This window comes from Rubrivirga sp. S365, assembly GCF_032248475.1.
In the GTDB taxonomy this organism is placed as follows: domain Bacteria; phylum Bacteroidota; class Rhodothermia; order Rhodothermales; family Rubricoccaceae; genus Rubrivirga; species Rubrivirga litoralis.
The window spans coordinates 57,571-77,426 of record NZ_JAVTTN010000010.1 but is presented as its reverse complement, the minus strand read 5'-3'; the positions used below and the strand labels follow the sequence as shown (position 1 = coordinate 77,426).

At 73.5% G+C, this 19,856-nt stretch carries 22 protein-coding genes; all 22 read right to left on the bottom strand.

Annotated features, from left to right (window positions below; all coding sequences use genetic code 11):
• Positions 1-40: 40 nt before the first annotated feature.
• The 22 genes from RQM47_RS17210 to RQM47_RS17105 all read right to left on the bottom strand — a co-directional run bounded on the left by RQM47_RS17210 (position 41) and on the right by RQM47_RS17105 (position 19,818).
• Positions 41-844, bottom strand: coding sequence for a metallophosphoesterase family protein (locus RQM47_RS17210; RefSeq protein WP_314009969.1), 804 nt, complete (start codon positions 842-844; stop codon positions 41-43).
• A gap of 11 nt (positions 845-855) precedes the next feature.
• Positions 856-2,004, bottom strand: coding sequence for an ArsO family NAD(P)H-dependent flavin-containing monooxygenase (locus tag RQM47_RS17205; RefSeq protein WP_314009967.1), 1,149 nt, complete (start codon positions 2,002-2,004; stop codon positions 856-858).
• Positions 2,005-2,015: 11 nt separating this feature from the next.
• Positions 2,016-2,318 carry a CC/Se motif family (seleno)protein gene (locus RQM47_RS17200; RefSeq protein WP_314009966.1) on the bottom strand — a complete coding sequence of 101 codons (303 nt, stop codon included), beginning with the start codon at positions 2,316-2,318 and terminating at the stop codon, positions 2,016-2,018.
• The gene (gene arsB, locus RQM47_RS17195) at positions 2,315-3,454 is read right to left on the bottom strand and encodes an ACR3 family arsenite efflux transporter (RefSeq protein WP_314009964.1); all 1,140 of its coding nucleotides are present in this window, start codon (positions 3,452-3,454) and stop codon (positions 2,315-2,317) included. Before arsB ends, RQM47_RS17200 begins: the two co-directional genes overlap by 4 nt.
• Before the next feature lie 32 nt (positions 3,455-3,486).
• The gene (locus tag RQM47_RS17190) at positions 3,487-3,831 is read right to left on the bottom strand and encodes a metalloregulator ArsR/SmtB family transcription factor (protein WP_314009962.1); all 345 of its coding nucleotides are present in this window, start codon (positions 3,829-3,831) and stop codon (positions 3,487-3,489) included.
• Positions 3,832-3,990: 159 nt separating this feature from the next.
• Positions 3,991-5,121: an adenylate/guanylate cyclase domain-containing protein gene (locus tag RQM47_RS17185; RefSeq protein WP_314009960.1), complete on the bottom strand. Its 1,131-nt coding sequence runs from the start codon at positions 5,119-5,121 to the stop codon at positions 3,991-3,993.
• A gap of 6 nt (positions 5,122-5,127) precedes the next feature.
• On the bottom strand, positions 5,128-5,541 hold the full coding sequence (locus RQM47_RS17180; protein WP_314009958.1) for a hypothetical protein: 414 nt from the start codon (positions 5,539-5,541) through the stop codon (positions 5,128-5,130).
• 19 nt (positions 5,542-5,560) lie between these two features.
• The gene (locus RQM47_RS17175; RefSeq protein WP_314009956.1) at positions 5,561-5,896 is read right to left on the bottom strand and encodes a hypothetical protein; all 336 of its coding nucleotides are present in this window, start codon (positions 5,894-5,896) and stop codon (positions 5,561-5,563) included.
• A gap of 136 nt (positions 5,897-6,032) precedes the next feature.
• On the bottom strand, positions 6,033-6,809 hold the full coding sequence (locus tag RQM47_RS17170) for an aspartate/glutamate racemase family protein (protein WP_314009954.1): 777 nt from the start codon (positions 6,807-6,809) through the stop codon (positions 6,033-6,035).
• A gap of 9 nt (positions 6,810-6,818) precedes the next feature.
• On the bottom strand, positions 6,819-7,751 hold the full coding sequence (locus RQM47_RS17165) for a PfkB family carbohydrate kinase (RefSeq protein WP_314009952.1): 933 nt from the start codon (positions 7,749-7,751) through the stop codon (positions 6,819-6,821).
• Position 7,752: 1 nt separating this feature from the next.
• Entirely contained in the window at positions 7,753-9,231 is a 1,479-nt protein-coding gene (locus tag RQM47_RS17160) for a mannitol dehydrogenase family protein (protein WP_314009950.1), read from the bottom strand.
• A gap of 4 nt (positions 9,232-9,235) precedes the next feature.
• Positions 9,236-10,912, bottom strand: a complete 1,677-nt coding sequence (locus RQM47_RS17155; protein ID WP_314009949.1) for a hypothetical protein — start codon at positions 10,910-10,912, stop codon at positions 9,236-9,238.
• 224 nt (positions 10,913-11,136) lie between these two features.
• Complete coding sequence (locus tag RQM47_RS17150; RefSeq protein ID WP_314009948.1) at positions 11,137-12,552, bottom strand: carbohydrate-binding domain-containing protein; 1,416 nt, start codon at positions 12,550-12,552, stop codon at positions 11,137-11,139.
• 217 nt (positions 12,553-12,769) lie between these two features.
• The gene (locus RQM47_RS17145) at positions 12,770-13,303 is read right to left on the bottom strand and encodes a peroxiredoxin-like family protein (protein ID WP_314009946.1); all 534 of its coding nucleotides are present in this window, start codon (positions 13,301-13,303) and stop codon (positions 12,770-12,772) included.
• 64 nt (positions 13,304-13,367) lie between these two features.
• Positions 13,368-14,036 carry a haloacid dehalogenase type II gene (locus RQM47_RS17140; protein ID WP_314009945.1) on the bottom strand — a complete coding sequence of 223 codons (669 nt, stop codon included), beginning with the start codon at positions 14,034-14,036 and terminating at the stop codon, positions 13,368-13,370.
• Between the two features lie 83 nt (positions 14,037-14,119).
• Entirely contained in the window at positions 14,120-15,001 is an 882-nt protein-coding gene (locus RQM47_RS17135; RefSeq protein WP_314009943.1) for an alpha/beta hydrolase, read from the bottom strand.
• Positions 15,001-15,810 carry an SDR family NAD(P)-dependent oxidoreductase gene (locus tag RQM47_RS17130; RefSeq protein ID WP_314009942.1) on the bottom strand — a complete coding sequence of 270 codons (810 nt, stop codon included), beginning with the start codon at positions 15,808-15,810 and terminating at the stop codon, positions 15,001-15,003. The genes RQM47_RS17135 and RQM47_RS17130 overlap by 1 nt, the downstream gene beginning before the upstream one ends.
• Positions 15,811-15,843: 33 nt before the next feature.
• Positions 15,844-16,671: an alpha/beta fold hydrolase gene (locus RQM47_RS17125; protein ID WP_314009941.1), complete on the bottom strand. Its 828-nt coding sequence runs from the start codon at positions 16,669-16,671 to the stop codon at positions 15,844-15,846.
• Positions 16,672-16,708: 37 nt separating this feature from the next.
• A complete protein-coding gene (locus RQM47_RS17120) occupies positions 16,709-17,161 on the bottom strand; it encodes a hypothetical protein (RefSeq protein ID WP_314009940.1) in 453 nt (150 codons plus the stop codon).
• The gene (locus RQM47_RS17115; protein WP_314009938.1) at positions 17,158-18,240 is read right to left on the bottom strand and encodes an SDR family oxidoreductase; all 1,083 of its coding nucleotides are present in this window, start codon (positions 18,238-18,240) and stop codon (positions 17,158-17,160) included. The genes RQM47_RS17120 and RQM47_RS17115 overlap by 4 nt, the downstream gene beginning before the upstream one ends.
• Positions 18,241-18,266: 26 nt before the next feature.
• Positions 18,267-19,259, bottom strand: a complete 993-nt coding sequence (locus RQM47_RS17110; RefSeq protein WP_314009936.1) for an SDR family oxidoreductase — start codon at positions 19,257-19,259, stop codon at positions 18,267-18,269.
• A gap of 4 nt (positions 19,260-19,263) precedes the next feature.
• A complete protein-coding gene (locus tag RQM47_RS17105; RefSeq protein WP_314009934.1) occupies positions 19,264-19,818 on the bottom strand; it encodes a DUF1440 domain-containing protein in 555 nt (184 codons plus the stop codon).
• Between the last annotated feature and the right edge of the window lie 38 nt (positions 19,819-19,856).

Here is a 19,856-nt window from a genome sequence, read left to right as displayed (position 1 = left end):
CGAGCCTGCTACCCACGGCGCTCTGCTGCACCCCACCCGGTCACCCGTCGCGGAGCATCTGGGCGAAGGCGTCCGGGAGCGGGCTGGCCTCGACGGCGCGCGCGGCCTCCTCGACGTCGTACGCCACGCGGGCGAACTCGACCTGGCAGTAGGCCGGGTCGGTCGTCGGCCGCTCGGGGTCGACGGTCAGGAGCGCGTAGCACGCGCGGGGATCGCCGTCCTTCGGTTTGCCGACCGAGCCCGTGTTGACCGCGTGGCGGTAGACGGTCTGGCCGTCCTCGTCCTCGACCGCCAGCGCCTTGTGGTAGGGCCGGTGGGTGTGGCCGAAGAGCATCACGTCGGCGCCGGCCTCGGTCATCCGCTTGAGGATCAGGCTGTCGGGCCGGTCCTCGAACAGGTACTCGTTGACCCGGCGTGGGCTGCCGTGGACCATGAGCACCTCGACCGGCTCGGCGCCGCGCTGGCGGGGCGCGGCGAGCGTGACGCGCAAGTGCCGGGGCAGCGAGCGGAGGTAGCGCCGCGTGGTCTCGGTCACGGTCGCGTTCGTGTACGCGATGGACTCGGCCCCGCGGGCCTTGTCCGCGTCGGTGACGTAGGCGCACCCGCAGTCGTCGGAGCCCAGCCCGACGCCCTCGTCGTAGTTCCCGGCGATGGTGGGGATGCCCCGCTCCTGGATGGCCGTGACGACCTCGTTCGGCCACGTCGCGTAGCCGACCAAGTCACCCAAGCAGTAGACGGCGTCGGCTTGGCCGCGACCGAGCCGGGCGTCGACGTCGCGCAGGACCGCGTCGAGGGCGGGGAGGTTGGCGTGGACGTCGGAGAAGACGGCGAAGGTCGTGGGCACGGGCGGAGGGGTCAGGAGGAGACGGGGTCGGGCGTCTCGGCGAGGGCGGCGGCGACCTCCCGAGCCGTCGCGCGGGCCGAGCGGCCGACGCCGACGAGCGTGGCGGAGGCGAACCCTGTCCACGCCCCGTAGCCGACGAGCCAGAGCCGGGGCTCGGCGACCGAGCGCGTGCCCTCGACGGCGACGCGGCCGTCCTCGCCGACCACGCCCAGCCCGTCGAGGAACCCGAGGGCCGGGCGGAAGCCGGTGCACCAGATCACGGCGTCGGCCGCCTCCTCGGAGCCGTCGGGCCAGACGACGCCCGTCGCCGTGAACCGCGCGACGGGCGGGCGGAGGTCGTCCAGCCGACCCGCCAGGCGGGCCGCACGGACGGGCGGGACCTGGACCACGTCGCCCAGGCTGTACGGCCGGGCCGCCGCCTCGCCGTTCTGGAGCGCGTGGTAGCGGGCCGTCGCGGCGTCGAAGAGGACGCGGCCATCGACGTCTTCGGGGAGGAACCGGGGCTCGCGCTCGACGACCCACGAGGCGTCGGCGACGGCCGAGACCTCGGCCAGGACCTGCGCGCCGGAGTTGCCGCCCCCGACGACCAGCACGCGCTGGCCCGCGAACGGCTCGGGCGAGCGGTACGCCGACGAGTGGATCTGGACGCCCCCGAACGCCCCGCGCCCGGGTACCTCGGGAACGAACGGCCGGGCCGCCGTCCCCGTCGCCGCGACGACGGCGCGCGCCGAGACGGCGCCGCGGTCGGTCTCGACGCGGAGCGGGGCCGCCGGGTCGTTACCGGTGCGACGAACGCCGGTCACGCAGACGGGCCGCCAGACGGGCAGCTCGTAGCGGCTTTCGTAGGTGGCGAGGTAGTCCAGCACGTCGTCGCGGTGGGGGTACTCGGTTGGCTCGCGGCCCGCGAGGTGCCGCGGCAGGAGGTAGCCCGGCAGCGACGACCACTCGGCGGGCGAGAACAGCCGGAGCGAGTCCCACCCGTCACGCCACGCGCCGCCCGGACCGGGCTGGCGGTCGAGGAGCGCGACCGTCGCGTCCGACTGGCGGAGCTCGCGGGCGAGGTGGTAGCCGACGGCGAGCGCGGCCTGGCCGCCGCCGACCACGACCACGTCGCGCGTGTCGAACGGGAGCGGCTCGTCCGGGGCGAGAGGGTGCGGCATGAGGCGTGGAGTCAGAGCCGGGCGCCCTCGACGTAGAGCGCGGCGAGGCCGAAGAGGCGGTCGAGGCCCACGCGGAGCGGCCCGCCCTCCAAGACGTCCTCCAAGACGTCGGGGTCGAGGAAAAGGCGCACGGGGCCGCCCGGGGTGTCGAGGTCGCGCCACTCGGCGCCGTCGGGGGGCGCGACGGCCTCGGCGACCGCGAGGTGGACGGTCCCGCCGCAGCACCCGTGGCGCGGCGCCCGCCGCAGCGTGAGTGCCCCGCCGCGCTGGCGCACGAAGGCCGCCGCCTCGGGCGTGAGCTCGACCGGGGTCACCGGGCCGCAGCGGCGCGGGCCGCAAACGCCGGCCGCGTCCGGTTCGCGAACCGGACGAGCGCCAGCATCAGCGGCACCTCGATCAGCACACCCACGACGGCCGCCAGCACGGCCCCGCTCGTCACGCCGAAGAGGACGATGGCCACGGCGACCGCCATCTCGAAAAAGTTGCTCGCGCCGATGAGCCCGGCCGGCGCCGCCACGCGGTGCGGCACGCGCCACGCGTAGGCCCAGCCGTACGCCAGCGCGAAGACGAACAGCGTCTGGAGCGTCAGCGGCACCGCGATCAGCGCGATGTCGAACGGCGCGGCCAGGATCTGGTCGGCCTGGAAAGAGAACAGGAGCACGAGCGTCAGCAGGAGGGCGACGACCGTCACCGACCCGAACCGCGCCAGGAAAACGCCGTCGAACCACGCGCCCCCCTTCGCGCGGACGAGCGCCCCGCGGACGGCCGCCCCGGCCGCCAGCGGCACGACGATGTAGAGGAGCACCGAGTACAGCAGCGTGTCCCACGGCACGGCCACGTCGGCCACGCCGAGCAGCAGCGCGACGATCGGCGCGAAGGCGACCAGCATCACGAGGTCGTTGATGGCGACCTGGACGAGCGTGTAGGCCGGGTCGCCGTCGGTGAGGTAGCTCCAGACGAACACCATCGCCGTGCACGGGGCCGCGCCGAGCAGGATGGCCCCGGCCACGTACTCGCGCGCGAGGTCGCCTGCGATCAGCGGCGCGAAGAGGACCTCCAGAAACAGCCACGCGAACCCGAACATCGTGAACGGCTTGACGAGCCAGTTCACGACCAGCGTGACCGTCAGCCCGCGCGGCTGGCGGCGGACGCCGAGCACGCTCCGGAAATCGATCTGGAGCATCATCGGGAAGATCATGGCCCAGACCAGGACCGCGACCGGCAGGTTCACCTGGGCGACCGTGAGGGCGCCGAGCGCCCGTGGCACGGCTGGGGCGAGGGCGCCGAGCGCGACGCCCGCCGCGATGCACAGGGCGACCCACAGGCTGAGGTAGCGCTCGAACCCGCCGAGGGCCTTGTTCCGGCCTTCGGCGACCGTCGCGTCGGGAGCGGGGACGGCGGCGCCGCGGCGGTCGGCCGGCGTCGCGTCGGGCAGGTGGAGGTCGGGCATGTCGGGGGACGCGTACGGAGACGGGCGGCGCCTCAGCAGCAGTCGGCGGCGTCGGTGGCGGGGAGGGCCGCGAGGACCGGGTCGAGAAACCCGGCGAGGCCGTCGGCGAGCGCGCGCAGGGCGGGGCCGTCGACGCAGTAGCACGAGCGCGGCCCGTCGACCTCGCCGCGGACGAGGCCGGCGGCCTTGAGCGCGGCGAGGTGCTGGGAGACCGTGGCCTGGGCGAGCGGGAGGGCCTCGACGAGCTCCCCGCAGACACAGGCGTCGCGCTCGGCGAGCGTCTGGAGGATGGCGAGGCGGGCGGGGTGCCCGAGCGCCCGGGCCGCCCCCGCCAGTCGGGCGAGGTCGGGGGGGAATAGGTCGGTCTTGGCCTTCATGACAGTCGCTTATCGCAGATGTACGATAGCAAGGAGCCGCGCGCCCGTCAACCCCTCGCACGCGCCGCCGCTGGCGCCAGCGGCCCAGGCGCCACGCCGCCCGCCGGGCCTCCGCCCTCCCGAGGCCCCCAAGAGAGAAGATGGTGCCCCGTGCTCTCCCTAGTCGGCGACGAGCGCGCGTGCGGCGGAGGGCGCCCACGCGGACTGGGCGCCCTCGGGGGCGGGAGGGGGGTGGGCATCCGGCACCCCGACCCGGTAGAGCCGGACGGCGCCCGCCCGGCCCCGCAGCCCGATCTTGCCCACGGCCTCGGCCTCGACGCCGGCCGGCAGCGGCGCCAGCGCGAGCGCGGCCTCCGACGCCAGGAGCCGCGCCCCGAGCCCGTGGCACTGCCCCTCGATCCGCGCCGCCACGTTGACGGCGTCGCCCGTGTGGACGATGTCCTTTTTGAGCGTGCCCACCTCGGCCGTCACCACCCCGCCTACGTGGAGCCCCGCCTTGTAGGCCGGGACCTCGCCGTAGCGCTGGCGGTAATGCTCGGCGCGGCGCGCGACGGCGTCGTCCAGGAGCCGGAACGTCTCGACGGGGCTCCGCGCCAGCCGCCCGTTCTGGACCCGCCACGTGACCACGACCTCGTCGCCGACGTACTGGTAGATCCGCCCGCCGGTCGCGAGGATCGGCCCGGCGACGTCGGCGAAGAAGTCGTTCTTGAAGGCGTGGTAGTCGGCCGGTCCGAGCCGCTGGGCCAGGCCCGTCGAGTCGGTGAGGTCGAGGAACAGGAACGCCCGCACCTCGCGGACCGGCACCCGGTAGCGGCCGAACAGGAGCGCCGCCAGCGTGCCCGGCCCCAGCACGAGTCGGACCTGCCGTGCGCCGTTGACGACGACGCTGGCCACCGCCACGAGACCCAGGACGACGGCGTTCTGCGTGCTCATCACGAAGTCCTTGAAGGCGCGGCTGGCGTACGCCTCCGCGATCCCGCCCCCCGTGCTCCCGAGCGGACCCAGCCCGAACGACGCGACCAGGACGATGGCGGTCACGCCGACGTAGAACGCCGTCCGCAGCAGGATCGCCGGGACCGGCGCCAGGCGCAGGCCCCGGCGGGGGAAAAACGAGAGCTCGAACCACGCGCTCGCGAGCCCGAGCGCGACGCCGAGCACGGCGTTCACCGCCATGCTCGGCGCCTCGAAGACGACCGCCGCGACCGCGAACGAGATCGCCGTCCAGGCCATGACGAACCCGGCGACCGACGCGGCCGTCTGCACGCGCGAGAGATGGGACGAGGCGGTCACGGCGGCCTACAGACTACGCGGGGGCGGCCCCTGGCGCTGGGGCTGCGACGCGCGCCACTGGCGGTACCGCTCGACCTGGGCCTCGGTCAGCACCGCCTCGATCTGGCGGTCGGCTTGGGCGCGGCGGGCCTCCCGCTCTGCGCGGCGGTCGGCGCCCCCGGCCTGCCCCCTCTGCCCACCGCCCGGTGGTGGGCCGGAGGGCCGGTCGGCGTCCTGGGCGACCAGGATGGCGCGGACGCGGTCGGACTGGGTGTCGGTCAACTCGACGGCCTGGTCGATGGCCACGAGCTGGCGCTCGACGCGGTCGTCGTCGCGGGCCGTCCCCTGCGACGACGAGCACGCGGCAAACGAGAGCGAGAGCAGCGCGACGGCGAGGGCCGCAGCGAGTCGGGATAGGGTAGGGCGGTGGATGCGGGTCATCGGTCTGAGAGTGGAGGGGTTAGGAAAGGACGGACGATGGTCGCCGGGAGCGGTGGGCGGCGGCGAGCCACAGCGGGAGGCCCGCGGCCAGCGCCAGCGCGACGGCAACGGCCCAGAGTTCGCGCGGCCGGTGAGCACTCGCGGCGTCTGGGGCCGGTACGTCCGGCCCGGCGAGCGCGACCACGACGGTCCGCTCCGCCTCCGCGTAACGCGCGGCCCAAGTCGTCTCGTCGTCGTAGCGCACGGGGACGACGGTCTGCGGGCGGGCGTCGCCGTCGGGCGCATCGGTGCAGCCAGAGCCGCAGGCGGAGAGTGCCAGCGCAGCAGCCAGCAAAGGGGCTCGAAACCGGATCATGGGCGGGAGGGGGGGGGGGGCCAGTCTCGGGAGCCGATGTCCAGGCCCCGTGCAGGCGATCCGTCAGAGATGTCACGATGCCGTGTCGTCCCGGCGTCCACCTGGCCGCCGCCGCCGTCCCGGACAGGGTGGCCGGTCATCGGCCCGGGGCGCGGAGGGCGGACGGACAGCTCCGGCGGACGAGCGCGCGGGCGAGTACGCGCGTGGCGTCGAGGAGCGGGACGCCTCGGTGCACGGGGTCGACCACGGCGAGCGGGATCTCGGTGCAGGCCAAGACCACGGCGTCTACGCCGCACCCCACGAGGTGGTCAAGGCCGACCCGGAAGCCGGCCACAGCCCGCCGCGTCACGGGCGACGACGCGCTCTTGACCCCGTACGCGCCGTCGTAGATGGCCGGCTGGACGTGCTCGTCTTGGACATCGTCCGGGAGGTCGACAACCTCGACGCCGAGCGGCGTCAGGCGGCTGCGGTAGACGCCCGAGGCCCGCGTCCCGGTCGTCGAGAGCACGCCGACTCGCGCGCCTGGCCCGAACCGCCGGACGGCCTCGGCCCCGACCTCCCCGACCATGTCGACGAGGTCGCAACGGGCGCCAACCCGGTCGCGGACGGCCCCGAAGATGGACGGGGCGTGGGCCGTGTTGCATGGGACCCCGACCACCTCGGCCCCGCCGTCGACGAGCGCCTCGGCCACGTCGGCGAGGGCCGGGCCGGGGTCGTCGTCCGAACGGCCGAGGAGGAACGCCGTCCGGTCGGGGATGAGAGCCGGCAGCGAGAGGAGCGCGACGGGGAGGTGGTCCTGGTCCCGGACGGCCCGGGTCTCGGCGTGGACCTTCGCGACGAGGTCGAGCCCGGCCGCCGGGCCGACCCCGCCAACGACGCCGATCCGGCGGGCATGAGGGCGAGTGGTCGTCATGCGGGGTGGCTACCCGGCGTCCGTATCGGCGGGAGGCTTCAGCGGCAACCCCTGGACCCCGGCGATCCCGCCGGCCTGGTACTCGGGCGTCGCGCCGGACCGCGTAGCTACGTAGGCGGCGAGGCGGCTTGCCGCGTCGAGCACGTCGTCGCAGGTGTGCCCGGCCAAGAGGCCCGACAAGAGCGCCGCCAGGAAGGCGTCCCCGGCCCCCACAGCGTCCTTCACCTTGACCGGGTAGGCCCGGCGCTCCGCCCAGGCCCCGCGGTGCCACAGCGCGCTCCCGTCCGCCCCTCGCGTGACGCATACCGTCCGGCAGTCGAAGCGCTGGGCGAGCGCCTCGGCCCGCTCGCGCAGCGTGCCCGAGGTCCCGTCCCAGCCGCCGATCTGGGCCAGCTCCGCCTCGTTGAGCTTGACGACGTCGGCCGCGGCGAGCGACGACTCGACGACGCTCCGGGGCGCATAGGGCGGGCGGAGGTTGACGTCGAGCACCGCCAGCGCGGCGGCGTCGCCGAGCGCGCGGACCGTTCGCCGCGCGGTCTCCTGCCGCTGCGCGAGCGTGCCGAACACGACGGCCGCCGCCCCAGCGGCCCGCTCCGAGAGCGCGCCGGTGAGCGCGAGCGCGTCCCACGCGACGGGCTGCTCGATGGTGTAGGCCGGGTGCTCCTTCCCCTCGTCGAGCGAGACCCGGACGAAGCCGGTATCGAGCTCAGGGTCGACCTGGACGAGCTCGGTCGCGACGCCGCGGTCGGCCATCCGGCGCAGCGCCTCGCGGCCGAGCCGGTCGTCGCCCACGCGGCTCACGACGGCCACCCGCTCACCCAGGGCGTGGAGGTGGAACGCGACGTTGAGCGGGGCGCCGCCCAGGAAGAGCCCCTTCGGGAGCGCATCCCACAAGAGCTCGCCCACGCACAGGATCTCGCCGGTTCTAGTTGATGCAGTCATATCAGGCGAGGGCGGCCATGCACTCCCGGACGTCCGACGCGGCGTACACCTGGCGCACCAGGGCGGCGTACCGCTCGGCGAACCGCTCCGACTGGCTGAGGTCCCCGAAGACGGCCTCCAGCCGGACGAAGGCCAGCACGTCGTCGCTCGTCTCGCGCGCGGCCCGGTGGAGCTCGTCGGCCATCGGGTCGCGGACGTCGAGAGGGGCGCCCGCCTTGCTGGTCTGCCGGTCGCTGTAGTAGCACCACGCGGCCACGACGAGCGCGGCGTGGTCGATGCTCCCGCCCGAGGCGAGGTTCGCGCGGACGGTGGGGAGCAAGAATTTAGGCAGCTTGTCCGAGCTGAACGAGCAGATCCGGGCCACGCTGTCGCGGATGACCGGATTCCCGAACCGGCGCACGAGCGTCTCTTGGTAGGCCTCCAGGTCCACGCCCGCGACGGCGTCCAGGGGAGGCGCCGCCTCCCGGCTCAGGAAGCGCGTCAGGTAGGTCGCGAACGCTGGGTCGGCGAGGCATGCGTCGATGGTGTCGTAGCCGTGGACGGCCCCGAGCAGCCCGACGACCGAGTGCCCGGCGTTCAAGAGCCGGAGCTTCATCTGTTCGTACGGCGCCACGTCGGGGACGAACGTGACGCCCACCGTCTCCAGGTCGGGGCGCCCGTTGCAGAAGCGGTCCTCGACGATCCACTGGAGGAACGGCTCGCAGGGGACGGGCCACGCATCACGCACGCCGTACGTCTCCTCGACGAAGCGGATGTCGGAGGGGTCGGTGACCGGCGTGATCCGGTCGACCATCGTGTTGGGGAACGTCACCTCGCGCCCGATCCACTCCGCGAGGTCGGCGTCGCGGTGGGCGGCGAAGGCGAGCAGCATCCGCCGCGTGAGGTCGCCGTTGTGCTGGACGTTGTCGCACGACATCACGGTGAGCGGGCCGGCGCCGGCGTCGCGCCGCTGGCGGAGGGCGGCGGCGAGGAAGCCGTAGACCGTCCGCGGCTCGTCGGGATGGGCCAGCTCGTGCTGGATGTCCGGGTGGTCGACGTCGAGCGCGCCCGTGGCCTCGACCACGTTGTAGCCGCCCTCGGTGATGGTGAGCGAGACGATCCGGGTGTCGGGGTGGGCAAGGCGGGCGACGGCCGCCTCGGCGTCGTCCGTCGCGAGCACGTAGTCGGTGATCGACCCGACGACGCGGCCCTCGGTCGTCCCGTCGGGGTGTTTGGTGAGGAGGGTGTACAGGCCGTCCTGAGCCGCGAGCACGTCGCGCATCCGGGCGTCCCCCTCGCGGAGCCCGAGCCCGCAGATGGCCCACTCCGACGCGCCCTCGGCCAAGAGGCGGTCGAGGTACACCGCCTGGTGGGCCCGGTGGAAGTTGCCCACGCCGACGTGGACGATGCCCGTCCGGAGCCCGGCCCGGTCGTAGGTGGGGGCCGCCACACCCGGGGGCAGGGTGGCGAGGGCGTCTTGGGTCAGGAGGGGGGCGCTCATGGGGCTAGGAGTGTGCGGTCGCCTTCCGCCGGCGCATCGCCGCGTACGCCGTCGTGAAGTAGACCAGCGTGCAGACGAACCCGTAGGTGTAGAAGGCGTCCCGGTTCGCTTCGTAGGAGGCCGTGTCGGGGCTGCCGAGCAGGGTGACGGCGGCGAACGCGAGCGCCACGACGAGCGCCACGACGGAGACGGCCCGGAGCGCGGTGGCGAGCGCGTCGCGTGGCGCCTCCTCCGCTCGCCCGTCGTCCGACCGCGCCGCCTCGACGGCCTGCTCCGGCGTGACGACGGGCTCGGCCCCCGGCGCCTCGTCGGCCGACCGGGCGCCCGCGCGGGCCGCCATCGCCGTGTACGCCACGATCGTGAACAGCCACACGGGCACGAAGATGTAGTAGAACGAGATCACGCCCGTCACGTCGAGCACGGCCCCCAGCGCGAGCCCGAGCCCCCACGCCGCGATCGCCGGGACGTTGCGCGCCAGCCCCCGGCGGGCCGCCCAGTACCGCGAGAGCCCGACCCGGGGGAACACCTGGTGCTCGGCGAACACGATGGCGCCCACCGGCACGACCAGGAGCCCGGCGTAGACCAGGAGCGGCAGGATCGTCGAGAACACGAACGGGAAGCACGCAATGACCACCGTGGCGAGGCCGACCACGAGCGTCGTTCGCTCTCGGGTGTAGCGGGGGAAGATGGCCTGCGCGGCGAGCCCGGCCCGGTAGAGGTTGGCGTTGGCCGTCGTCCATCCGGCCACGATCACGATGACGAAGCCCGACAAGCCGAGCGCGTAGTAGGCCACGTCGCCGGGGTCGAGCTCGACGATCTGTTGCCCCAGGATCACGCCCGTCCCGGCGCCCATGATGCCCGCTGCGATCCAGGCGACGTAGTGGCCGAACAGCATCCCCGAGGCCGTCGTCAGCCCGTACCACTTCTTCTTGGCGAAGCGCAGGAGCGCCATGTCGATCAGGCCGACGTGGGTGATCGTGTTGGCCGCCCACGCGAAGCCCGTCACCTCCAGGAGCCCGATGCCGGGCTCGCCGTCGCTGGTGACGCCGGTCCAGATCGACCCGCTCCCGATCTCGAGGAAGTCGCCCCAGCTGCCCACGACGGTCGTCCCGATGACGGCCTCGGCGAGCGCGGGCAGGAGCACGAGCGCGCCGCTGACGAACATCGTGAACAGCCACGGCGCGCAGATGTCCGCGAAGTCCGAGACCGTCCGGAACCCGAACGTGGCGACGAGCACCACGACGGCCCCGACCGCCAGCACGACGAGGACGAACCAGCCGTTGGTGGGGTACCAGTCGAGCTGGGCCGGGATGTCGAGGGCGAACCGGACGGCCGTGGCCGAGACCGTGATCATGGCCGCCGAGATGACCGTGAAGATGACGACGTTGGCCCAGTTGTAGAGCTTCGTCATCGAGTCGCCCGCGATCCGGCCGAGGTAGGTGTACAGGCTCAGCCGGGTGTCGACGGCGATGGGCGTCGTGATGAGCGTCCAGCTCAGGATGGCCAGGACGTTGCCGATCAGGAGCCCGAGCAGGATGTCACCCGTCCGCGCGCCCAGCGCCACGAACGTCGCCCCGATGACGAACTCGGTGGCCGCGACGTGCTCGGCGGCGTAGAGGCCCAGAAAGTGAGGCCAGCTCCGGAGCTCGTCGTCGGAGACGGGGGCCTGTTCGGTGCTCATGGGGGGCGGGGTCGGTCGGCTCCGGGCGTGGTTCGCGGCGGAGCCCGCGCCCGTGGGGGCGAAGCGCTTCCCGTATCATACCTCTATGTGCAGATCCCGTGCACCTTCCCCACATTGGTGTGGTCTTTCGGCGCGGTCTTGGGGAGACCAGCGGAGGCCAAGCACGCGCCGCGCCCGCCCTGGAGCGTGTCCGAGGCGGGAGCGATGCCGGAGGCAGGGACCGGCTAGGACGTGATGGCCGTGATGATCGACGAGAGCGTGGCGCTCTCGAGCAGCGTCGCCCGGCTCACCGTCCCGCCGTCGAACAGCCCGCTGGTGGACCCGCCCGAGACCGTCCCGCCCCGGTAAAGCGTGACGGTGTCGCCGGTGGAGAGCCACGGGGCCGAGACGACGAACGACTGGAACGCCTTGCCCGGCGCCATCGCCAGCGCGCTGCCGCTGTCCTGGAGCGAGATCACGGTCCCGGCCGCCTGCGACGACGAGAACGTGACGGCGACCGTCGGCTGCGACGAGTACGCGCTCGGCGTCTGGGCCATTCGGCCGGCCGCGCCCGCGGCGACGAGCACGCCGCCCGTGATCTCGAAGTCGCCGTTGTAATCGATGGCGCCCTGCTCCGGCTGCGTGCCCGGCGTCGGGCCGTCGATGGCGAGGCAGCCGCCAGTCATCACGATCGGCCCGGCCGAGTCGATGCTGTCGTTGCCCGAGGCGACCGTGATCCGGCCGCCTTTGAACACCATGTCGTAGGGGTCGCCCTCGGACTCCACGCCGCCGGGGTCGTCGCCGTCGCCGGACAGGTTGAACCCGTCGTCGGTCGCCGTCACGTCGACCGTCCCGCCGTTGACGACCAGGTCGCCCAGCACCGCTTCGATGCCCTCGTAGCTCCGAGTCACCAAGATCTCGCCACCGTTGATCGTCAGATCCAGCTCGGAGTGGACGGCGGCGTCGGCGGTCGCGATCTCGACCGTCCCGCCGTTGACCACGACGGTGCCGTCGGAGTGGACGCCGTCGTCGGAGGCGTCGATGGCGAGCGCGCCGTCGTCGACCCCGGCCATCACGCCCGCCTTGAACCCCTTCGTCGAGGCGTCGCCGGGCGTGACGCTGGCGCCGCCTCCCGAGCGGAGCGCGAGCGTGCCGCCGGTGACGGCGTTGGTGGCGCCGACGGCCAGGATCAGGACCGTCTTGTCGCCCTCGTCCACCCGGATGCCCGAGTCGGTCGAGCTGGTGATGGTGGCGCCGTCGAGGACCAGCTTGACCGCGCCGTGGTCGGGCGAGTCGACGACGATCTGGCCGTCGGAGAGCGTGCCGCTCACAACGTAGGTGCCGGGCGCGCTCACGGTGACGATGCAGCCGCTGGCGGTCGCGCCGGAGCCCGTGACGGTCGCCGACGTGCCGTTCAGGGCGACCGTGGTCGCCGTCGCGGCGTCGTAGGTGTAGTCGGTCGCGACCTCGTGGTCGGCGGCGTTCTCGGCGAGCGCGTCGGCGGCCGTGAACGGGTCGGCGTTGACGCCGTCCACGTCGCAGGTGAGGGCCGTGAGCGCGATGGAGGCGTCGCCGCCGTCGTCGTCGACGGTGGAGATGCTGTCGCAGGCGGCGAGCGTGAGGAGGAGGGCCGGGAGGATCCAGCGGAGGGACGCGTACACGGCGCGGGAGGAGCGGTGGACGCCCCGCCAGTCTCGGGTGCAGATGTCCAGGCCCTGTGCAGACCCTGCTCCGGCGTCGTCCCGATGCCGGCCGGTCGCGTGCGGGCCGCGTGACTGTCGCCGTCGTTCCGGGCTCCGTCGAACCGGGCTCCGTCGAGAGCGAGCGAGACCTTCTAGGTGCGCCTCCTGCCCCGTTCGCCACGCGCGGACCGCACCGCTACGCCGATTCGGGCACCACCTCGCCGCGCGCCGGGTAGTCGTTCTCCTGGATAAAGTCGATGGACTTCAGGAACGACGGCAAGTGCGGGCGGCCCCACGGCGCCGAGTTCACGGCGGCGTAGTACAGCGTCCCGTCGGCGCGAACGAGAAACAAGCCGGGCTCGCTGAACAGGTCCGGCTCGCCGTCCTTGATGCCTCGACTGAGGTAGAGCCCCCAGGCGCGGGCCGTCGACTCTGTCATCCCGTAGCCGATGGGCACGCCCTCGACGTCCCAGTCCATCCGCGCCTTGCGCGCCCGCGTGGCCGAGTCCATGCTGACCGCGACCGCCTCGACGCCGCGCTCGGCGTACTCCGCGCGGACGTCGGAAAGGGTTTCCAGGTAGCTCTTACAGACGGGGCAGTGGAGTCCGCGGTAGGCCACGACGAGCGTGAAGGCTTGGGGCGACTGGTCAGCCAGTCGCCACGTGCCGCCGTCCACCAGGTCGACGGAGAGGTCTGGGACGGGCTGGCGGGGAACCGGGGTCGTCGGCATGAGGGGGAGTACAGGTGGGCTCCGTTCACGAGCGGTGTCGCGCGGAGGTCCTCCCCGCCCCGATTTAGACATCCGCTGACCCGAGGAGCGCGTCGGCGACGGCGCCCAGGTCGGGGTCCTGGAGGTCGGGCGCGGGCCAGCCGGGGACGAGCGTCTTGCCGGGCCGCGCGATAAACGCCGTCCGCATCCCTGCTCGGTGCGCGCCCGCGATGTCCCAGGCATGGGCGGCCACCATCGTGAGGTCGCCGAGCTCCTGGCCCAGCGTCTGGGCCGCGAACCGGTACGGCTCCGGCGCCGGCTTGTAGCGCTGGACCTGGTCGGCCGACATCACCGCGTCGAAGCGGTCGGCGATGCCCGCGTGGTCGAGCTGCGTACGAGCCGCGTCGAGCGTCCCGTTCGTCAACGCCGCCAGCCGGACGCCGGCGTCTCGCAAGCGGTCGAGCGCGGGCGGCACGTCGGGGTGGGCGGGGAGCCGGACGACATCGTCGAGGAACGCCTCGACGTCGGCGTCGGCGACCTCGCGGCCGTCGGCGACGCTCCGCAGGGCGTGGCCGATGAGCGTCGGGAAGTCCTCGTAGTGGTCGGTCGCCGTGGCGACGAGCCAGAGCCGCTGGAGTTCGAGGAACCACCGGCTCTGGGCGTCGGCAGACCCGTAGATCCGCACAAAGTGGGGCGCGAGCACCCCCATGTCGAGCAGCGTTTCGTTGACGTCGAAGACGAGGGTGCGAGGCATCGGGGTCGGGAGGGGCACCGGACGAGGTATCCGGGCGGGTGATGGAAGCGCGGCGCCGCGCAGAGTCCTGGGGGGCAGGAGGCTCAGTGCCTGCCTGCGAGGGCCGCGGCGGCGCGGCGGATCGAGGCGTCCGCGGCGGGCAGCCACGGCGTCCAGAGCTGCCACATGTGGAAGGCTCCCGCCGTAAGGTGGAGCGAGAGGTCGGCGCCCGCGGCGCAGGCGCGCTCGGCGAGCCGGAGCGCGTCGCCGAGCAGGACCTCGCGCCCGCCCACCTCGACGTGCGTCCGGGGCAACCGGCCGAGGTCAGCCAGCAGCGGCGAGACCTCGGGGTCGTCGTTGGGCCGGTCCCGGAACGTCATCTCGGCGAGCTGGCGGTCGTCGTCGTCCGCGTTCATCGCGTCGCGCGGCGTATTGGCCTGGCGGGTGCCGCTCAGGCCCGTGCGGTCGGTGTTGGGCGAGAACAGGGCGAGCGCCCCGACCGGGCGCCCCTCGCCAGCCAGGGTGAGGGCGGTGACCAAGGCGAGGTGGCCGCCGGCGCTGTCGCCCGCGAGCACGACGCGGCGCCCGGCATCCTGCAACGCACGGACGGCCGCGAGCGCGTCGTCGCGCTGGGCGGGCCACGGGTGCTCGGGCGCCAGCCGGTAGCGGGGGAGCACGACGGGCACGCCGAGCGCTTGGGCGAACGCGGCGGCCGGGCGTGCGTGCGTCTCCGGCCGGCCGAACACGTAGCCGCCGCCGTGGAACCACACCGCGACCTCGTTTCCGTCCGCCTCACCCAGTCGGAGCGCGTCGACGCCGCCCCACGTCTCGGTCGCGGCGTCCGGCACGGGCTCGCCCGCGTCGTCGCCGCGCATCAGGCGGGCGAACGCGGCGCGCATCTCGTCCGGCGACTCGCCAAGGTCGACCGCCTCGATGCGGGCTTGGACGTCGGCGAACGTGACCGGGCCGTCGAAGGGGGCGGGCATCAGAGGTCGATGGAGGCGACCGAGCCGCCGTCGACGCGGTAGTTCGAGCCGACGACGAACGAGGCGCGCTCGGAGCACAGGAACGCGATCACGGCCGCGACCTCCTCGGGACGCCCGCGGCGGTCGAGGACGAGGTGCGGCCGGTCCTCTTCGAGGAATTCGTCGATCGCCTCGTCCATCGAGACGCCTTCCTCCTCGGCGGTCTTCTCCATCATCCCGTCGGTCATGTCGGTGGCGATAAACGCCGGGGCGACCGAGTTGACGAGCACGCCCTGGGGTGCGTAGCGCTGCGCGAGCGCCTTGGCATAGGTGAGCACGGCGGCCTTGGCCGCGTTGTAGACCACCTCGTCATCGTAGGGCTGGGCCACGTTCTCGCTCGTCACGAAGACCACGCGGCCCCAGCCGCGGTCCAGCATGGCTGGCATGACGGCCTTCGACATGCGCACGCCCGACATCATGTCGGTCTCCCATGCCTCGTGCCAGTCCGCCTCGGTGATGTCGCTCAGCGGGTCGCCCTTGGCGCCGGTGATGCCGGCGGTGTGGACCAGGATGTCGAGGTCCCAGTCGACGGCGCTCGCGACGGCGTCGGCGCCGGCCTGGTCGCGGAGGTCGGCCACGACGGAGCGCAGGCCGTCGCCGCCGAGCCCGTCGGACTCGAGGATCTGGACCGAGAGCGCGAGCTGGCTCTCGTCGAGGTCGGTCATGAGCACGCGGGCGCCCTCCTGGCGCAAGATGCGGGCCGTCTCGAGGCCCATGCCGCCGGCGGCGCCGGTGATGACCGCGGCGCGGTCTTGAATGTGGAGGTCCATGGTGGAGGAGTGTGTGTGGAGGCCGCTTGAGCGTCAGCCTGCGGCGGCGAGGTCGTGGAGGAGGCCGTTGACGGCGTCGGCGACGCGGTCCGGGTGGTCCTCCGGCACGAAGTGGAGCCCGCCCTCGATCCGGTCGAGCGGCGCGCCGAGTTCGGTCGCCAGCCGGTAGCCGTAGTCGATCTCCTGGAACGGGTCGGCCGCGCCCCACACGAGCCGGGCCGGCAGGTCGAGCCCGGGGATGGCGTCGGCGATGGCGAGCGTGTCGTTCACGTCGAGCGCCTCCGTCTGGCGGATGAAGGCCGCCGCGGCACCGTCGGCGGCGGCGTAGTACGGCCAGTGCGCTTCGATGGACTCCTCGGCCCGGCCGGGCACGTCGTGGCCTTGGTGGAGGAACGAGCTGTACACGGGCCGGAAGGCGGCGTCCGGGAGGTGCGCCACGACCGGGCCGAGCGCCCGCATCGCCTTGACCATCGGGATCGGCCACGAGTCGTAGGCGATGCAGTTCATGAGCACGAGCCCGCGGACGCGCGCGCGGTGCCGCACGGCCAGAATCTGGGCCACGCCGCCGCCCAGGTCGTGCCCGACCACGACGGCCTGGTCCAGCCCGACGGCCTCCATCCACTCGGCGAGGTAGTCCGCCTGGCGCGCGACGGAGATGTCGCGGCCCTCGCCCTCGGCGATCGACGCCCCGTAGCCCACCATCTCCCAGGCGAGGCACCGCGCGCCCTCCACGAGCGGGACGACGTGGCGCCACAGGCGGGGGCTCGTCGGGATGCCATGGATGAAGACGACGGCGGGGCCGTCGCCGGCCTCCTCCCATCGCATGGTGAGGTCTCCGACGCGGGTGCTGTTCGAGGGCATGGGATCGTTGGACGGGTGCAGGGAGAAGGGGCCGTGCTCATCGGATCGGAGCGTGGCGTCGGCGCCGAAGCCAGACGTAGAGCCCGCCCAAGACGACGCCGAATCCGGCGTGCGCAATCGTCATCGGGACCAGGGCCGACTGCTCCACCATGAGCGGGTTGGCCCAGGTCAGCACGAGCGCGAACACGAGCGGGTACGACGCGAGCGCATAGGCGAACGCGACGAGGACGGTCCGCCCCGTCGGCAAGTCGCGGAGGAACGGGACAGCGACCCAGCCCATCAATGCGCTCGTCAGCTGGTGGGTGACGAACCCGACGACGGTGGCGCCGGAGAACCCGTCGGAGGGCGGCGTCCCGGTCCACATCACCGCGATGAGGTTCGGGTTGGTCCAGGTGCTCCGGCCCGTCGCGGCCATCCACGCCATCATCCCCATCGCCATGACGGCACCGGCGACGAAGCCGGCCAAGACACCGGCCCCGGTCCGGCTCATCGGTCCGTGAGCGCAGACGTGACCGCCTTGCCGACGAACGCGAGCGCGGCCAGCCCCAAGAGCACCGGGAGCGTCCGCCCGCCGCCGCGGCGAGCCGCGACGCCCGCACCCGCGCCGACGGCGGCGGCCGCGACCGTGGCCGTCTCGACCGAGTGGCCGGCGAGGGCGAGGTACGGGCTGTGGGCGAGCGCCCGGTCGGAGTAGAGGCCGCGCACGCCGCCGTCGTGGTCGACCGGCCCGTAGAGGTTGTCCGGCGCGCCGGCCGACTTCGGGCGGTCGCTGGCGGGAGGCGTCGCCAGCGGCGAAGCCACGAACGCCGAGACCAGCGTCGGGCTGACGCGCGCCATCAGCGAGGCGCCCCATCCGGCCCCGCCGACGAACGCGTCGCGCTCGTCGCCTTGGGCCGCGCGCAGGACCACCTCGGCGTAGACCTCGGGCTGGTAGGTCGGCCCGAGCGGCTGCGGCACGGCGCCGAGCTGGGTCTTGGCCTTCTCGAAGAGGGGCGTGTTCATGGACGCCGGGCGGATGAGCGTCACGCGCACGGACGAGCCCGCCTGCGCCAGCTCGATCCGGAGCGACTCGACGAACCCCTTGACGGCGTGCTTCGAGGCGCAGTAGGCCGCCTGCGTCGGGACCGACAGGTCCGAGAGCACGCTCCCGGTGCAGATCAGCGCGCCCGATGTCCGTTCCAGGTGCGGGAGCGCCGACTTGGCCCCGTGGACCTGCCCAAGCACGTTGACGCGCATGACCTCCCAGAAGTCGTCGGCCGCCTGCTCCTGGAATCGGGCGTAGGCCGTCACACCGGCGTTGTTGACCCAGGTGTCGATCCGGCCGTAGACCTCGACGGCGCGCTCCGCCAGTGCCTCGACGGCCTGGGCGTCGGTGACATCGGTCGGCACGGCGAGGGCGTCGCCGCCGTCGGCGCGGATGGCCGCGGCGGTGGCCTCCAGGTCGGACGCGTTGCGGGCAGCCATCACGACGCGGGCACCGCGTGCGGCGGCGGCCTGAGCGGTGGCGAGGCCGGCGCCACTGGAGGCCCCGGTGATGACGACGACTTGTTGGGAGAGAGGACGGGGCACGAGGGAGGGGAGAGGGGAGAGAAAGGTCAGGAACGGAGGCGTGTCGCGAGGGCGGCGACGGCGAGGCCCGCCGCGCCGATCACCCAGGGTCGATGCTTCGTCGCCCAGAGCTGCGGGCTGGCCGCGCGGGCCTCGTCGCCGAAGGCGCCCACGGCGCCCTGCTCCCCCGCGACGGGCTCGAACAGGTTGTCCGGGCGGTCGGCGGCCACGGGCTGGTCGGTCGTCTCGCCGTCGTAGAGCGTCCGGGCGACGTAGTGGTCGAGCAGGCCCGGCGCGACCTTTTCGGCCATGATGGCCTTGACCGTCGGGGTCCCCACCCAGACCTCGCGGCGCCCGCGCCCCTCGGTGGCCGCGAACACGACGGCCTCGGCCCCGACCTCGGGCGCGTAGACCGGCGGGGCCGGCCGGGGGGTGTGGGTCCGCTTGGTGCGCGCCCACCCGAACTGCGGCGTGTTGAGCGCCGGGAACTGGACCATCGTCACGGCGACGCCGCTCTTCTGGTGGATCAGCTCCGAGCGCAAGGACTCGAAGAAGCCCTGGACGGCGTGCTTGGCCCCGCAGTAAGCGCTCTGGAGCGGGATGCCGCGGTACGCCAGCCCGCTCCCCACGAACACGATGGTGCCCGCGTCGCGAGGGCGCATCCGCCGCAGTGCCGCCTGCGCGCCGTAGACCTGCCCGAGGTACGTCACCTCGGTGGCGCGCCTGAACTCGTCGGGCTCGACCTCGTGGACCTCGCCGTAGACCGTCGCCATCGCGTTGTTGACCCAGACGTCGAGCGGGCCGAAGGCGGCCTCGGTCTCGGCCGCCAGCCGCTCGAGGTCGTCGGGGTTCGCCACGTCGCCGGTCACGACGACGGCCTGGCCGCCGAGCGCCTCGACCTCGCGGGCCGTCGCGTCGAGGCGCTCAGTCCCACGAGCCAGGAGGCCGATGTGCGCGCCACGTCGGGCAAAGGCGCGGGCCGTGGCCCGTCCGGCGCCGGCGCTGGCGCCCGTGATGGCGACGACGAGAGGGGTATTCATGGGGCTACCGGAGGGCGGAGCGGACGAGTCGGCGGACGGCCTCGGCCGAGAGCCCGTAGACCACGTGCGAGACGAGAGAGTAGACGTGGACCGACGGCGGGTACGCCCACGGGGCTTTCGAGAGACCGAGGGCGGGCACGGCGCCTTCGTCGGCACCCAGCCAGAACGCCACTCCGAAGGGGAGGCCGAGGCCCGCCGTGACCCCGGGCTTCGCCTCCGCCAGCAGGCCGTAGGCCAGCCCCGCGCCCGAGCCGAGGGCGTAGTGGACGGCCGGCCCGGCCCACTCCTTTTCATCGTTCGTCAGCTCATGGTCGAGGACGCCCTCGGAGACGGCCTCGGCCGCCTGCACCGTCGCAGGCGCCGCGCTCTCGCCACCCGAGGACGATCCGGACGAGGTGCCGCCTGCCTCACCGAGAAGCGTCTTGAAGGTCTTGGACGGGACGGCGGCCTGGAACTGGTTCATGACCCATGAGGCCGCGAGGCCACCGACGAGGCCGGCGACGGCTCCTTTGACGAGGCTGGGCTCGCGGTGCTGGAGGGTCCAGTGGGCGTCGAACATGACGGTCAGGAGAAGGGAGGGACGGCAGGCTCGGCCCC

What these genes read in the sequence shown, in the direction of transcription:
- RQM47_RS17145 (WP_314009946.1), bottom strand. Translation starts at nt 13,303, where the DNA reads ATGCCGACGACCCCGGTTCCCCGCCAGCCCGTCCCAGACCTCTCCGTC.
- RQM47_RS17170 (WP_314009954.1), bottom strand. Translation starts at nt 6,809, where the DNA reads ATGACGACCACTCGCCCTCATGCCCGCCGGATCGGCGTCGTTGGCGGG.
- arsB (WP_314009964.1), bottom strand. Translation starts at nt 3,454, where the DNA reads ATGCCCGACCTCCACCTGCCCGACGCGACGCCGGCCGACCGCCGCGGC.
- RQM47_RS17135 (WP_314009943.1), bottom strand. Translation starts at nt 15,001, where the DNA reads ATGCCCGCCCCCTTCGACGGCCCGGTCACGTTCGCCGACGTCCAAGCC.
- RQM47_RS17175 (WP_314009956.1), bottom strand. Translation starts at nt 5,896, where the DNA reads ATGATCCGGTTTCGAGCCCCTTTGCTGGCTGCTGCGCTGGCACTCTCC.
- RQM47_RS17105 (WP_314009934.1), bottom strand. Translation starts at nt 19,818, where the DNA reads ATGTTCGACGCCCACTGGACCCTCCAGCACCGCGAGCCCAGCCTCGTC.
- RQM47_RS17120 (WP_314009940.1), bottom strand. Translation starts at nt 17,161, where the DNA reads ATGAGCCGGACCGGGGCCGGTGTCTTGGCCGGCTTCGTCGCCGGTGCC.
- RQM47_RS17110 (WP_314009936.1), bottom strand. Translation starts at nt 19,259, where the DNA reads ATGAATACCCCTCTCGTCGTCGCCATCACGGGCGCCAGCGCCGGCGCC.
- RQM47_RS17190 (WP_314009962.1), bottom strand. Translation starts at nt 3,831, where the DNA reads ATGAAGGCCAAGACCGACCTATTCCCCCCCGACCTCGCCCGACTGGCG.
- RQM47_RS17130 (WP_314009942.1), bottom strand. Translation starts at nt 15,810, where the DNA reads ATGGACCTCCACATTCAAGACCGCGCCGCGGTCATCACCGGCGCCGCC.
- RQM47_RS17165 (WP_314009952.1), bottom strand. Translation starts at nt 7,751, where the DNA reads ATGACTGCATCAACTAGAACCGGCGAGATCCTGTGCGTGGGCGAGCTC.
- RQM47_RS17205 (WP_314009967.1), bottom strand. Translation starts at nt 2,004, where the DNA reads ATGCCGCACCCTCTCGCCCCGGACGAGCCGCTCCCGTTCGACACGCGC.
- RQM47_RS17125 (WP_314009941.1), bottom strand. Translation starts at nt 16,671, where the DNA reads ATGCCCTCGAACAGCACCCGCGTCGGAGACCTCACCATGCGATGGGAG.
- RQM47_RS17160 (WP_314009950.1), bottom strand. Translation starts at nt 9,231, where the DNA reads ATGAGCGCCCCCCTCCTGACCCAAGACGCCCTCGCCACCCTGCCCCCG.
- RQM47_RS17180 (WP_314009958.1), bottom strand. Translation starts at nt 5,541, where the DNA reads ATGACCCGCATCCACCGCCCTACCCTATCCCGACTCGCTGCGGCCCTC.
- RQM47_RS17140 (WP_314009945.1), bottom strand. Translation starts at nt 14,036, where the DNA reads ATGCCTCGCACCCTCGTCTTCGACGTCAACGAAACGCTGCTCGACATG.
- RQM47_RS17155 (WP_314009949.1), bottom strand. Translation starts at nt 10,912, where the DNA reads ATGAGCACCGAACAGGCCCCCGTCTCCGACGACGAGCTCCGGAGCTGG.